Origin of the sequence: Pseudomonas sp. NPDC087803 (assembly GCF_044742995.1) — a bacterium.
GTDB lineage: Bacteria > Pseudomonadota > Gammaproteobacteria > Pseudomonadales > Pseudomonadaceae > Aquipseudomonas.
On sequence record NZ_JBIUVO010000089.1, the window covers coordinates 1 to 13,147 of the forward strand.

Consider the following 13,147-nt stretch of genomic DNA (forward strand, 5'->3'; position numbering starts at 1 on the left):
GAGCAATTTAACATCGCAACCGTGTGCAAGATCGATGTCTAAAACGTCTTCTAGATTTTCGGCAACCGCGCCAAGGACGCACTGGCGATGGTCGGCCAGGGCAAGACCAAGGATCAGGTGCTGAACGAAACCGGTTGCGTGGTCGGGGTCAACGACCTGTCGCTGAGCATCGGCACTGGCGAGATCTTCGTGATCATGGGCCTGTCCGGTTCCGGCAAATCGACCCTGGTGCGCCACTTCAATCGCCTGATCGACCCCACCAGCGGCGCGATCCTGGTCGACGGCGTGGACATCCTGCAATACGACATGGAAGCGCTGCGCGAATTTCGCCGACACAAGATCAGCATGGTGTTCCAGAGCTTCGGCCTGCTGCCGCACAAGACCGTGATCGAGAACGTCGCCTATGGCCTGAAAGTGCGCGGCGAGAGCAAGCAACTGTGCGCTGAACGCGCGCTGCACTGGATCAACACCGTGGGCCTCAAAGGATACGAAAACAAATACCCGCACCAGCTCTCCGGCGGCATGCGCCAGCGTGTGGGCCTGGCCCGTGCATTGGCGGCCGACACCGACATCATCCTCATGGACGAAGCGTTCAGTGCGCTGGATCCGCTGATCCGCGCCGAGATGCAGGACCAGTTGCTGGAGCTGCAAAAGACCCTGCACAAGACCATTGTGTTCATCACCCACGACCTCGACGAGGCCGTGCGCATCGGCAACCGCATCGCGATCCTCAAGGACGGCCGCCTGATTCAGGTCGGCACCCCGAGAGAGATCCTGCATTCGCCGGCGGATGAGTATGTCGACCGGTTTGTGCAGCGGCGGGCGGCGGTGGTTTAACAGTTTTGTGGTGAGACAGCTTGTGGTGAGGGGATTTATCCCCGATGGGTGGCGAAGCCGCCCCAAAAATCTGCAGCCTGGCTGCTTCAGGTACACCGCATGCAATCCTGAGGGCTGCTGCGCAGCCCATCGGGGATAAATCCCCTCACCACAGGTTTTGTATCAACAGAATAGGCATGAGGTTTTAGATGTCCCAGGCTGAAAAAATCATCATCACCGGCAGCCCCCTGCGTTGGCAGGACGTGGTCGCCGTCGCCCGTCACGGCGCACAGCTGGAGCTGTCGAGCGAAACCTGGGCGCGCATCGAAAACGCTCAAGGTATCGTCCAGCGCATCGTCGCAAGCGGCGAACGCGCTTACGGCGTCAACACCGGTCTGGGTGGTCTGTCCAACGTCTCGCTGAAAGACGAACAACTCAGCCAGCTCTCGCGCAACACCTTGCTCAGCCACGCCTGTGGCGTCGGCCCGGTACTGCCTGACGAACAGACCCGCGCGATCCTCTGCGCGGCGATCCACAACTACAGCCACGGCAAATCCGGCATTCATCGCCGCGTGGTCGAAGCGCTGCTGGCGTTGCTCAATCGCGGCATCACCCCGCAGGTTCCCTCGCAAGGTTCGGTCGGTTATCTGACCCACATGGCGCACATCGGCATCGCGCTGCTGGGCGTGGGCAATGTCAGCTATCGCGGGCAGATCACCACGGCGCAACAGGCGCTGGCCGAAGAAGGCCTGCAACCGGTGCAGCTCGGCGCGAAGGACGGCTTGTGTCTGGTCAACGGTACACCGTGCATGACCGGCCTCAGCTGCCTGGCGATTGCCGATGCGACGCGTCTGCTGCAATGGGCCGACGTGATCGGTGCCATGAGTTTCGAAGCGCAGCGCGGGCAGATTGCCGCGTTCGATGCCGAGATCATCGCGCTCAAGCCACACCCGGGCATGCAGCAGGTCGGGATCAACCTGCGCGCCTTGCTCGATGGCAGTGAAGTGATCGCGGCGAGCCAAGGCATTCGCACTCAGGATGCGCTGAGCATCCGTTCGATCCCGCAGGTGCACGGTGCGGCGCGCGATCAACTGGAACACGCGATCAAGCAGGTCGAAGCCGAGCTCAATGGCTGTACCGACAACCCGTTGCTGCTGGGCACGCCGGACAACTTCCGGGTGATGTCGCAGGCCAACCCGCACGGTCAGTCGGTGGCGATGGCGGCGGATCTGCTGGCGATTGCCATGGCTGAAATCGGCTCGATTGCCGAGCGCCGTCTCGATCGTCTGGTCAACCCGCACGTCAGTGGTCTGCCGGCGTTTCTGGTGGCCAATCCGGGGGTGAACTCCGGGATGATGATCGTGCAATACGTCGCCGCTTCGCTGTGTGCCGAGAACCGCCAACTGGCGCAACCGGCCGTGCTCGACAACTATGTCACCTCCGGTTTGCAGGAGGACCACTTGAGCATGGGCACCAGCGCTGCGCTGAAGCTGCACCGCGCTCTGGAAAACTGCACGCAGATCCTAGCCATCGAGTACCTGCTGGCGGCGCAGGCCTTTGAATTCCTCAAGGAGCAGCGCTTTGGCGCGGGCACCGAGCGGGCCTGGCGTCTGCTGCGTGAAACAGTCCCGGCCTACGATCAGGATCGCTGGCTGGCGCCGGATATCGCCGCCGCCGCGAGCGTTCTGAAAGACCCGAATTCGCTGCACAACGTATTACCCAATCTGCACTGACCAATACCCATACCAGCGTGCCAAGGCGCGGATCGTCCACAAGACGGGAAGCGACGGATAACGGAATGCTCCGGAGCGACTGGTAGTTAATAACAATGCCTAAACAGGAGCATTTAAATGACTGCGCTGAACCTGATCCCCGGCCAACTGAGCCTGGCCCAACTGCGTGATGTCTATCAGCACCCGGTCAAACTGACCCTCGACCACAGCGCTGCGGCGCAGATCGAGGCCAGCGTCGCTTGCGTCGAGCAGATCCTCGCCGAGAACCGCACCGCCTACGGCATCAACACCGGTTTCGGCCTGCTGGCTTCGACCCGCATCGCCAGCGAAGACCTGGAAAACCTGCAGCGTTCGCTGGTGCTGTCGCACGCCGCCGGTGTCGGCCAGCCGATCAGCGATGAGCTGGTGCGCCTGATCATGGTGCTCAAGGTCAACAGCCTAAGCCGTGGTTTCTCCGGCATCCGCCGCGTGGTGATCGATGCGCTGATCGCGCTGATCAATGCCGAGGTTTATCCGCACATTCCGCTCAAGGGTTCGGTCGGTGCATCGGGTGACCTCGCGCCATTGGCGCACATGTCGCTGGTACTGCTGGGCGAAGGCAAGGCGCGCTACAAGGGCGAGTGGATGGAAGCCACCGAAGCACTGAAAGTCGCCGGTCTGACCCCGCTGACCCTGGCGGCGAAAGAAGGTCTGGCACTGCTCAACGGTACTCAGGTATCGACCGCATTTGCCCTGCGCGGTCTGTTTGAAGGTGAAGACCTGTTTGCCGGTGCGCTGGCAATCGGCGGTCTGACGGTTGAAGCGGTGCTCGGTTCGCGCTCGCCGTTCGACGCGCGCATCCACGCGGCCCGTGGTCAGAAAGGCCAGATCGACGCGGCCATGGCTTACCGCGATCTGCTCGGTGAGCGCAGCGAAGTCTCTGATTCGCACCAGAACTGCGAGAAGGTTCAGGACCCGTACTCGCTGCGCTGCCAGCCACAGGTCATGGGCGCCTGCCTGACTCAGTTCCGTCAGGCCGCCGACGTGCTGGTGGTCGAAGCCAACGCCGTGTCCGACAACCCGTTGGTATTCGCGGCTGAGGGCGATGTGATTTCCGGCGGTAACTTCCACGCCGAACCGGTGGCGATGGCCGCCGACAACATGGCCCTGGCCATCGCTGAAATCGGCTCGCTGAGCGAACGCCGCATCTCGCTGATGATGGACAAGCACATGTCGCAACTGCCGCCGTTTCTGGTGGCCAATGGCGGTGTGAACTCCGGTTTCATGATCGCCCAGGTGACCGCCGCCGCACTGGCCAGCGAGAACAAGGCGCTGTCCCATCCTCACTCTGTGGACAGCCTGCCGACCTCGGCCAACCAGGAAGACCACGTGTCGATGGCTCCGGCCGCCGGCAAGCGTCTGTGGGAAATGGCCGAGAACACCCGCGGGATTCTCGCGGTGGAATGGCTGGCGGCGGTGCAGGGTCTGGATTTGCGTAACGGTCTGAAGACCTCGGCCAAGCTGGAGCAGGCGCGGGCGATTCTGCGCAAGGAAGTGCCGTTCTATGAGAAGGACCGTTTCTTTGCGCCGGACATCAATGCGGCGACTGAGCTGTTGGCTTCGCGCTGCCTGACTGAGCTGGTGCCGGCGAAATTGCTGCCTAGCCTGTGATGGCCTCTTCGCGAGCAGGCTCGCTCCTACAGGGGAATGCATTTCAACTGTGGGAGCGAGCCTGCTCGCGAAATCGATTTTGAATACTGTGGAGACTAAGGGATGAAAACCCTCTGGCAACACTGCCACGTCGCAACTATGGCGCAGGGCGTCTACTCGATCATCGAGGATGCCGCCATCGTCACGTCCGGCGCGCACATCGAATGGATCGGCCCGCGCCATCTGCTGCCTTCGGGCGAATACCCGGCGGTCAACGATCTGCAAGGCGCGTGGGTCACCCCGGGCCTGATCGACTGCCACACCCACACGGTGTTCGGTGGCAACCGCAGCGGCGAATTCGAGAAGCGCCTGCAAGGCGTCAGCTATGCCGAGATCGCCGCGCAGGGCGGCGGCATCGCCAGCACCGTGCGCGCCACCCGTGAAGCGACTGAAGACGAGCTGTTCGCCAGCGCCGCCAAGCGCCTGAAAAGCCTGATGCGCGACGGCGTGACCACGGTCGAGATGAAGTCCGGCTACGGTCTCGATCTGGCCAGCGAACGCAAGATCCTGCGGGTCATCCGTCGCCTAGCCAAGGAGCTGCCGATCAGCGTGCGCAGCACCTGTCTGGCGGCTCATGCGCTGCCGCCGGAGTACAAGGATCGCGCCGACGACTACATCGAGCACATCTGCGCCGAGATGCTTCCGACGCTGGCCGCCGAAGGGCTGGTCGATGCGGTGGATGCGTTCTGCGAATACCTGGCATTCTCGCCGGAGCAGGTCGAGCGGGTGTTCATCACCGCACAGAAGCTCGGTCTGCCGGTGAAGCTGCATGCCGAGCAATTGTCGTCGCTGCACGGCTCTAGTCTGGCCGCGCGGTATCACGCGTTGTCCGCCGATCATCTGGAATTCATGGATGAAGACGACGCCATCGCCATGGCCAAATCCGACACTGTCGCGGTGCTGCTGCCGGGCGCGTTCTATTTCCTGCGCGAAACCCAGCTGCCGCCGATGGACGCTTTGCGCAAGCACAAGGTGAAGATCGCCATCGCCAGCGACCTCAATCCCGGCACCTCGCCGGCGCTGTCGCTGCGTCTGATGCTGAACATGGCCTGCACCTGCTTCCGCATGACCCCGGAAGAGGCCCTGGCCGGCGCGACTATCCATGCCGCGCAAGCGCTGGGCATGGCTGACACCCACGGTTCGCTGGAAGTCGGCAAGGTCGCGGATTTCGTCGCCTGGCACATTGATCGCCCGGCGGACCTGGCCTACTGGCTCGGTGGTGATCTGGACAAACGCGTCGTGCGTCACGGCGTCGAATCAAGTCTGTAGGAGAGCGGTTGTGGATAAGGTTCTGAGTTTCAAACAAGGTCGCGTACCGCTGCTGATCAGCATGCCGCATGCCGGCGTGCGTCTGACGCCTGCGGTCGAGGCCGGGCTGATCGCCGACGCGAAAAGCCTGCCGGACACTGACTGGCACATTCCGCAGCTCTATGACTTTGCCGAGGAACTGGGCGCCAGCACGTTGGCCGCCGAGTACTCGCGGTTCGTCATCGACCTCAACCGTCCGTCCGATGACAAGCCACTGTATGCCGGCGCCACGACCGGGCTGTACCCGGCGACGCTGTTCGATGGCATTTCGTTGTTTCGCGAAGGGCACGAACCCTCGAAAGCCGAGCGCGCGACCTATCTCGAGCAGGTCTGGACGCCGTACCACCGCACCCTGCAGCAAGAGCTGGCGCGGCTGAAGGCCGAATTCGGTTATGCGCTGCTGTTCGACGCGCACTCGATCCGTTCGATCATCCCGCACCTGTTCGACGGCAAACTGCCGGACTTCAACCTCGGCACCTTCAACGGCGCCAGTTGCGATCCGCAGTTGGCGGAGCAACTGGAGGCCATCTGCGCCCGGCATGGTAATTACAGCCATGTGCTCAACGGACGCTTCAAGGGCGGCCACATCACCCGCCATTACGGCAACCCGGCCGAGAACATTCATGCGGTGCAGCTGGAACTGGGCCAGTGCACTTACATGGAAGAGTTCGAACCGTTCCGCTACCGCGCCGATCTGGCGGAGCCGACGCGGGTGGTGTTGAAGGAGTTGCTGCAAGGCTATCTGTGCTGGGCGAAGTCTCACTACAGCGCCTGACTCGCAGAGAAAACTGTGGCGAGGGAGCTTGCTCCCGCTCGGCGGCGCAGCCGTCGTAAAGCGGCAATCCGGATTCAACCGGGAACACTCGGCTGACTGTTTTGGGGCTGCTCCGCAGCCCAGCGGGAGCAAGCTCCCTCGCCACAGGTTTTGATTCATGTCCTCAGGCATGCTCATTGACGTAAATCGGGTTTATGATGCCCAACGGCAGAATAATAGAAGTCCCCCCAGGGATGACCTCGACCCCTTACGGAGCGCGCAATGCAGACATTGTTTCCGCAGATCAAACCCCACGCCCGGCACGATCTGGCTGTCGATGACACCCACACGCTGTACGTCGATGAAAGCGGCTCGCCGGAAGGCTTGCCGGTGGTGTTCATCCACGGCGGCCCGGGTGCCGGTTGCGACGCGCAGAGCCGTCGCTATTTCGACCCGAACCTGTATCGCATTGTCACCTTCGATCAGCGCGGCTGCGGTCGTTCCACCCCGCACGCCAGCCTGGAAAACAACACCACCTGGGATCTGGTCGCCGACCTCGAGCGTATCCGCAAGCACCTGGGCATCGACAAATGGGTGCTGTTCGGCGGTTCGTGGGGTTCGACCCTGGCGCTGGCCTACGCGCAAACCCACCCGGAGCGCGTACACGGTCTGATCCTGCGTGGGATTTTTCTCTGCCGTCCGCAGGAAATCGAGTGGTTCTACCAGGCCGGTGCCAGCCGTCTGTTTCCTGATTACTGGCAGGACTACATCGCGCCGATCCCGCTGGACGAGCGCGGCGATCTGCTCAGCGCCTTCCACAAGCGCCTGGTCGGTAACGATCAGATCGCCCAGATGCACGCGGCCAAGGCCTGGTCGACGTGGGAAGGGCGCACCGCGACCCTGCGCCCGAACCCGCTGGTGGTCGACCGTTTCTCCGAGCCGCAGCGCGCCCTGTCGATTGCGCGGATCGAATGCCACTACTTCACCAACAACGCGTTCCTTGAGCCCGATCAACTGATCCGCGACATGGGCAAGATTGCCCATTTGCCGGGGGTGATCATCCACGGTCGCTACGACGTCATCTGCCCACTGGACAACGCCTGGGAACTGCATCAGGCCTGGCCGAACAGCGAGCTGCAGGTGATTCGCGACGCCGGTCACGCCGCCTCCGAACCGGGTATCACCGATGCGCTGGTGCGGGCCGCGAGCAACATGGCCCGGCGCCTGCTCGACCTGCCGCCCGAAGAAGCATGAAGGGGCTGTTACAGCGCGTGCGCGGTGCACGGGTCGAAGTCGCGGGCGAGATCGTAGGCGCGGTGGATCAGGGTTTGCTGGTGCTGGTGGCGGTCGAACCCGACGACACGCGTACCAGCGCCGACAAACTTCTGCATAAGCTGCTTAACTATCGGGTATTCAGTGACGCCGAGGGCAAGATGAATCTGTCCCTGGCGGATGTCGGTGGCGGGTTGCTGCTGGTCTCTCAGTTCACCCTGGCTGCCGACACCAAGAGCGGGTTGCGCCCGAGTTTTTCGACCGCAGCCCCTCCGGCATTGGGCGAGGAATTGTTCGACTATCTATTAGGCCAAGCGAAACAGATGCATGGCACTGTGGCATCAGGTAGATTCGGCGCGGATATGCAGGTGCACCTGGTCAACGATGGCCCGGTTACCTTCCTGTTACAGACATGAAAGCCCTTGAAACACCTTTTCAAGGGCTTTTCGACTGAAAACAGGCGTTTTTCGCGATAAATACTTTGTTACCCCTGATGCGTTGTCACGCGGGCTACTAGATAATCGCGCGCTATGGGGATCAGCGTTCGCTGTTCCATTTTTGACTTAGGTAGAGACTTGTCTGGATCCGATTGGGGAATCATTTTGCCCCAGCGGAGTCGGAACAATGCTCGCCAACCTGGCATATAGATAGCTGGCCGTTGGTTTTTTGATCTGTTTTCGGCGAGGGTTGCTCGTGATTGTTAGTCCCTGTAATGCAGCAAAAATGTCTGCCAAACGCATGCGAAGTGCCCTGGTAGCGGGTTCGGCGCTCCTGTGCCTGCTCAGCGCCGGCCAGCTTTGGGCGTTCAATCTTGACGATGTATCAGCCAAGGCTAAAGAGCTCGCCGGGCAGAAGTTCGAAGCCCCGCGCAGCAACCTGCCGAACGAATTCCGTGACATGAAGTTCGCGGACTACCAGAAAATCCGCTTCCTCACCGAAAAGGCTGAGTGGGCCGATCAGAAGACGCCGTTCAAGCTGTCCTTCTATCACCAGGGCATGCACTTCGACACGCCGGTGAAAATCAACGAAATCACGGCGAACACCGTCGAAGAGATCAAATACGATCCGACCCGCTTCGATTTCGGCGACCTCAAGTTCGATCCGAAGGCCACTGAGCAACTGGGCTACGCCGGTTTCCGTGTGCTGTACCCGATCAACAAGGCCGACAAGCAAGACGAAATCATGACCATGCTCGGCGCGAGCTACTTCCGCGTCGTCGGCAAGGGTCACACCTACGGTCTGTCGGCCCGTGGTCTGGCGATCGACACCGCGCTGCCGTCGGGTGAAGAATTCCCGCGTTTCCGCGAGTTCTGGATTCAACAACCGAAGCCGGGCGACAAGCATCTGGTGATCTTCGCCCTGCTTGATTCGCCGCGCGCCACCGGTGCCTACCGCCTGATCCTGCGTCCGGGCAGCGACACCATTGTCGACGTCAAGGCGCAGATGTTCCTGCGTGACAAGGTCGGCAAACTGGGCATCGCGCCGTTGACCAGCATGTTCCTGTTCGGCGCCAACCAGCCGTCGAAAGTCCTCAACTACCGTCGTGAACTGCACGACTCCAGCGGTCTGTCGATCCATGCCGGCAACGGCGAGTGGATCTGGCGTCCGCTGAACAACCCGAAACACCTGGCCGTGAGCAACTTCAGCGTCGAGAACCCGCGTGGTTTCGGTCTGCTGCAGCGTGGTCGCGACTTCAGCCACTATGAAGACCTCGACGATCGCTACGACAAGCGCCCAAGTGCCTGGATCGAGCCGAAGGGCGAGTGGGGCAAGGGCACCGTTGATCTGGTGGAGATTCCGACCGCCGATGAAACCAACGACAACATCGTTGCGTTCTGGAGCCCGGAATCCATGCCGGAGCCGGGCAAGCCGCTGGACTTCGCCTACCGCCTGCACTGGACCATGGACGAAGCGGCGATTCACGCCCCCGACAGCGCCTGGGTCAAGCAGACCCTGCGTTCGACCGGTGACGTCAAGCAGTCGAACCTGATCCGTCAGCCGGATGGCAGCGTCGCTTACCTGGTCGACTTCGAAGGTCCGTCGCTGGCGGCTCTGGCCCCGGATGCCGACGTACGCAGTCAGGTCAGCGTTGGCGATAACGCCGAACTGGTCGAGAACAGCGTGCGCTACAACCCGGAAACCAAGGGCTGGCGCCTGACCCTGCGGATGAAGATCAAGGACGCGGGCAAGTCCACCGAAATGCGTGCCGCGCTGGTTCAGCCAGTGGTCACCGCTGATCTGGCCAAGTCTTCGGTACCGGCGTCGAATTCGTCGGTGGCCAAGGCGGACAAGGTCGCGGCCAAGCAACAAGAGAAAGAAGACAAGGAAGCCAAGGCAGCCGAGGCCAAACAGGCCGACGCCAAGCCAGCGGCAGATGCCAAGGACAAGGCCAACAAAGACGCCAAGCAGCCAGCCGCTGCGAACGCGGCCCCAGCCACACCGGAATCGGCACCGACTGAAGAAGTCCTGACCGAGACCTGGAGCTATCAGTTGCCTGCCGATGAGTAACTCTCAAGTACAGCCGGAGACTCTGTCCGAGTATCTGGCGCATCTGCCGATGACCGACGAGCAGCGCGCGGAACTCGCGGGCTGCCAGTCCTTCAGCGAACTGCACCAGCGCCTGTCGTCGCCGACGTTCGACGCGCCTGCCGAAGCCGCCCAGGGTTCGGTGGGCAAGCGCCTGACCCTGAGCACTGCCGAGGAACTGGAAGAGGCGGAAATGCTGGTGCTCGACGCCAGCGGCCGGGTCGCCATGAAGGCGACGCCGCCGATCCGTCGGACCAAAGTCGTGCCGGAGCCGTGGCGCACCAATATTCTGGTGCGTGGCTGGCGCCGCCTGACCGGGCGGACCAACCCGCCACAGCCGCCGAAGGACGAGAATGTGTTGCCGGCGGCGCGCTGGCGCACCGTCGGTTCGATCCGTCGCTACATTCTGTTGCTGCTGATGCTCGGCCAGACCATCGTTGCCGGCTGGTACATGAAAGGCATCATGCCGTACCAGGGCTGGTCGTTCGTCGATCTGGACGAAGTGCTGCACCAGCCGCTGCTGCAAACCGCCACGCAAGTGCTGCCGTATGCGCTGCAAACCAGCATCCTGATCCTGTTCGGGATTCTGTTCTGCTGGGTCTCGGCCGGTTTCTGGACCGCGCTGATGGGCTTCCTCGAACTGCTCACCGGTCACGATAAATACCGTATCTCCGGCAAAAGCGCGGGCAACGAGCCGATTCCGAAAGACGCCCGTACTGCGCTGGTAATGCCGATCTGCAACGAAGACGTGCCGCGGGTATTCGCCGGTCTGCGCGCCACGTTCGAATCGGTCGCCGCTACCGGTGATCTGGATCGCTTCGACTTCTTTGTCCTCAGCGACAGTAACGACACCGATATCTGCGTTGCCGAGCAACAGGCCTGGCTGGACGTCTGCCGCGAAGCCAAGGGCTTCGGCAAGATTTTCTATCGCCGCCGTCGCCGTCGTGTGAAACGCAAGAGCGGCAACCTCGACGACTTCTGCCGTCGCTGGGGCGGTGACTACAAGTACATGGTCGTGCTCGACGCCGACTCGGTGATGAGCGGCGAGTGCCTGACCAGTCTGGTACGCCTGATGGAAGCCACGCCGGACGCCGGGATCATCCAGACCGCGCCACGTGCCTCGGGCATGGACACGCTGTATGCGCGCATGCAGCAGTTCGCCACCCGTGTCTACGGTCCGCTGTTCACCGCCGGTCTGCACTTCTGGCAGCTGGGTGAATCCCACTACTGGGGTCACAACGCGATCATCCGCATGAAGCCGTTCATCGACCACTGCGCCCTGGCGCCGTTGCCGGGCAAAGGTGCGTTCTCCGGGGCGATCCTGTCTCACGACTTCGTTGAAGCCGCGCTGATGCGCCGTGCCGGTTGGGGCGTGTGGATTGCCTATGACCTGCCGGGCAGTTACGAAGAGTTACCGCCGAACCTGCTCGACGAACTCAAGCGTGACCGTCGCTGGTGCCACGGCAACCTGATGAACTTCCGCCTGTTCCTGGTCAAAGGCATGCATCCGGTGCACCGTGCGGTGTTCCTGACCGGCGTGATGTCGTACCTGTCGGCGCCGTTGTGGTTCTTCTTCCTGGTGTTGTCGACCGCGCTGCTGGCGGTGAACACGCTGATGGAGCCGCAATACTTCCTTGAACCGCGTCAGCTCTATCCGCTGTGGCCACAATGGCACCCGGACAAGGCGATCGCGCTGTTCTCGACCACCATCGTGCTGCTGTTCCTGCCGAAACTGCTGAGCATCATCCTGATCTGGGCCAAGGGCGCGAAAGAGTTCGGTGGCAAGTTCAAGGTGACCCTGTCGATGCTGCTGGAGATGCTGTTCTCCATGCTGCTGGCGCCGGTGCGGATGATTTTCCACACCCGTTTCGTCCTCGCCGCGTTCCTCGGCTGGGCCGCGACCTGGAACTCGCCACAGCGTGACGACGACTCCACGCCATGGAGCGAGGCGGTCAAGCGCCACGGTCCACAGACCCTGCTGGGTTTCTGCTGGGCACTGCTGGTGATCTGGCTGAACCCGAGCTTCCTGTGGTGGCTGGTGCCGATCGTCGGTTCGCTGATGCTGTCGATTCCGGTGTCGGTGATTTCCAGCCGTGTCGGTCTGGGCCTCAAATCCCGTGACGAGAGCCTGTTCCTCATCCCTGAGGAATACAATCCGCCACAGGCGCTGCTGGCGACCGACCAGTACACCCACGAGAACCGCTGGCATGCCCTGAACGACGGCTTCATCCGCGCCGTGGTCGATCCGCAGCAGAACGCCTTGGCGTGTTCGCTGGCGACATCCCGTCACGGACAGGCCGAGCCGATCGAGTGGCTGCGTCAGGAGCGTGTGCGTCACGCCCTGAAGGCCGGCCCGGCGGCGCTGAGCAACCATGATCGCCTGCAACTGCTGAGCGATCCGGTAGCGCTGGCGCGTCTGCACGAGCTGGTCTGGACCGAAGGCCACAACGAGTGGCTGGATGCCTGGCGCGCTTCGGTGAAAGCCGATCCGCATGCACCGCTGTTACCGTTGCGACCGCTGAGCATGCAGGCTCAACCGGCCTGATAAAAAAGATCGCAGCCTTCGGCAGCTCCTACAGGGTTATGTGTACACCTGTAGGAGCTGCCGGAGGCTGCGATCTTTTGCTTTTAAAACCTTCCCCGCAACAACAAATCCCCGCAAAAAACCTTGTGCAAACGGACGAGTGCGTTAGCATCCGTCCCCGAATTGGCGCACCCGGGCATTTTTGCTCATCACGGCTGGTTTTCGCGCCGCACATGCAATGGTTTTGGGGACTTGAAGATGAAGAAGTATCTGTCGATGCTGCTGGTCGGCGTCACGGCACTGGTTGCAGTCAATGCGGCGCACGCCGGCGCAATCGATGACGCGGTCAAGCGCGGCACGTTGAAAGTCGGTATGGATCCGACCTACATGCCGTTCGAAATGACCAACAAGCGCGGCGAGATCATCGGCTTCGAAGTCGACATCCTCAAAGCCATGTCCAAGGCCATGGGCGTCAAGCTGGAGCTGGTGTCCACGTGTTACGACTGCATCATGCCGGCCCAGATG

General features: G+C 61.9%; 10 protein-coding genes. All 10 read left to right on the forward strand.

The window, feature by feature from the left end:
- Window positions 1-54: 54 nt before the first annotated feature.
- A complete protein-coding gene (locus tag ACIOUG_RS25175) occupies window positions 55-837 on the forward strand; it encodes a glycine betaine/L-proline ABC transporter ATP-binding protein (protein WP_401069654.1) in 783 nt (260 codons plus the stop codon).
- 188 nt (window positions 838-1,025) lie between these two features.
- Window positions 1,026-2,549, forward strand: a complete 1,524-nt coding sequence (hutH, locus tag ACIOUG_RS25180) for a histidine ammonia-lyase (RefSeq protein ID WP_401069631.1) — start codon at window positions 1,026-1,028, stop codon at window positions 2,547-2,549.
- 117 nt (window positions 2,550-2,666) lie between these two features.
- Entirely contained in the window at window positions 2,667-4,199 is a 1,533-nt protein-coding gene (gene hutH / locus ACIOUG_RS25185; RefSeq protein ID WP_401069633.1) for a histidine ammonia-lyase, read from the forward strand.
- Window positions 4,200-4,301: 102 nt separating this feature from the next.
- Window positions 4,302-5,507 carry an imidazolonepropionase gene (gene hutI / locus ACIOUG_RS25190; protein WP_401069635.1) on the forward strand — a complete coding sequence of 402 codons (1,206 nt, stop codon included), beginning with the start codon at window positions 4,302-4,304 and terminating at the stop codon, window positions 5,505-5,507.
- A 10-nt stretch (window positions 5,508-5,517) separates the two neighbouring features.
- A complete protein-coding gene (gene hutG / locus ACIOUG_RS25195; protein WP_401069637.1) occupies window positions 5,518-6,321 on the forward strand; it encodes an N-formylglutamate deformylase in 804 nt (267 codons plus the stop codon).
- Between the two features lie 261 nt (window positions 6,322-6,582).
- A complete protein-coding gene (pip, locus tag ACIOUG_RS25200) occupies window positions 6,583-7,554 on the forward strand; it encodes a prolyl aminopeptidase (RefSeq protein ID WP_401069640.1) in 972 nt (323 codons plus the stop codon).
- The gene (dtd, locus tag ACIOUG_RS25205; protein WP_401069643.1) at window positions 7,551-7,988 is read left to right on the forward strand and encodes a D-aminoacyl-tRNA deacylase; all 438 of its coding nucleotides are present in this window, start codon (window positions 7,551-7,553) and stop codon (window positions 7,986-7,988) included. Before pip ends, dtd begins: the two co-directional genes overlap by 4 nt.
- Before the next feature lie 307 nt (window positions 7,989-8,295).
- The gene (locus ACIOUG_RS25210) at window positions 8,296-10,080 is read left to right on the forward strand and encodes a glucan biosynthesis protein G (protein ID WP_401069646.1); all 1,785 of its coding nucleotides are present in this window, start codon (window positions 8,296-8,298) and stop codon (window positions 10,078-10,080) included.
- Window positions 10,073-12,643, forward strand: a complete 2,571-nt coding sequence (mdoH, locus tag ACIOUG_RS25215; RefSeq protein ID WP_401069649.1) for a glucans biosynthesis glucosyltransferase MdoH — start codon at window positions 10,073-10,075, stop codon at window positions 12,641-12,643. Before ACIOUG_RS25210 ends, mdoH begins: the two co-directional genes overlap by 8 nt.
- Window positions 12,644-12,880: 237 nt before the next feature.
- A partial coding sequence (locus ACIOUG_RS25220) for a transporter substrate-binding domain-containing protein (protein ID WP_401069652.1) occupies window positions 12,881-13,147 on the forward strand: 267 nt, incomplete at its 3' end.

Excerpts from the sequence above, each read along its gene's own strand:
- hutH (WP_401069633.1), top strand. The coding sequence starts at position 2,667 with ATGACTGCGCTGAACCTGATCCCCGGCCAACTGAGCCTGGCCCAACTG.
- dtd (WP_401069643.1), top strand. The coding sequence starts at position 7,551 with ATGAAGGGGCTGTTACAGCGCGTGCGCGGTGCACGGGTCGAAGTCGCG.
- mdoH (WP_401069649.1), top strand. The coding sequence starts at position 10,073 with ATGAGTAACTCTCAAGTACAGCCGGAGACTCTGTCCGAGTATCTGGCG.
- hutI (WP_401069635.1), top strand. The coding sequence starts at position 4,302 with ATGAAAACCCTCTGGCAACACTGCCACGTCGCAACTATGGCGCAGGGC.
- hutH (WP_401069631.1), top strand. The coding sequence starts at position 1,026 with ATGTCCCAGGCTGAAAAAATCATCATCACCGGCAGCCCCCTGCGTTGG.
- ACIOUG_RS25210 (WP_401069646.1), top strand. The coding sequence starts at position 8,296 with ATGTCTGCCAAACGCATGCGAAGTGCCCTGGTAGCGGGTTCGGCGCTC.
- pip (WP_401069640.1), top strand. The coding sequence starts at position 6,583 with ATGCAGACATTGTTTCCGCAGATCAAACCCCACGCCCGGCACGATCTG.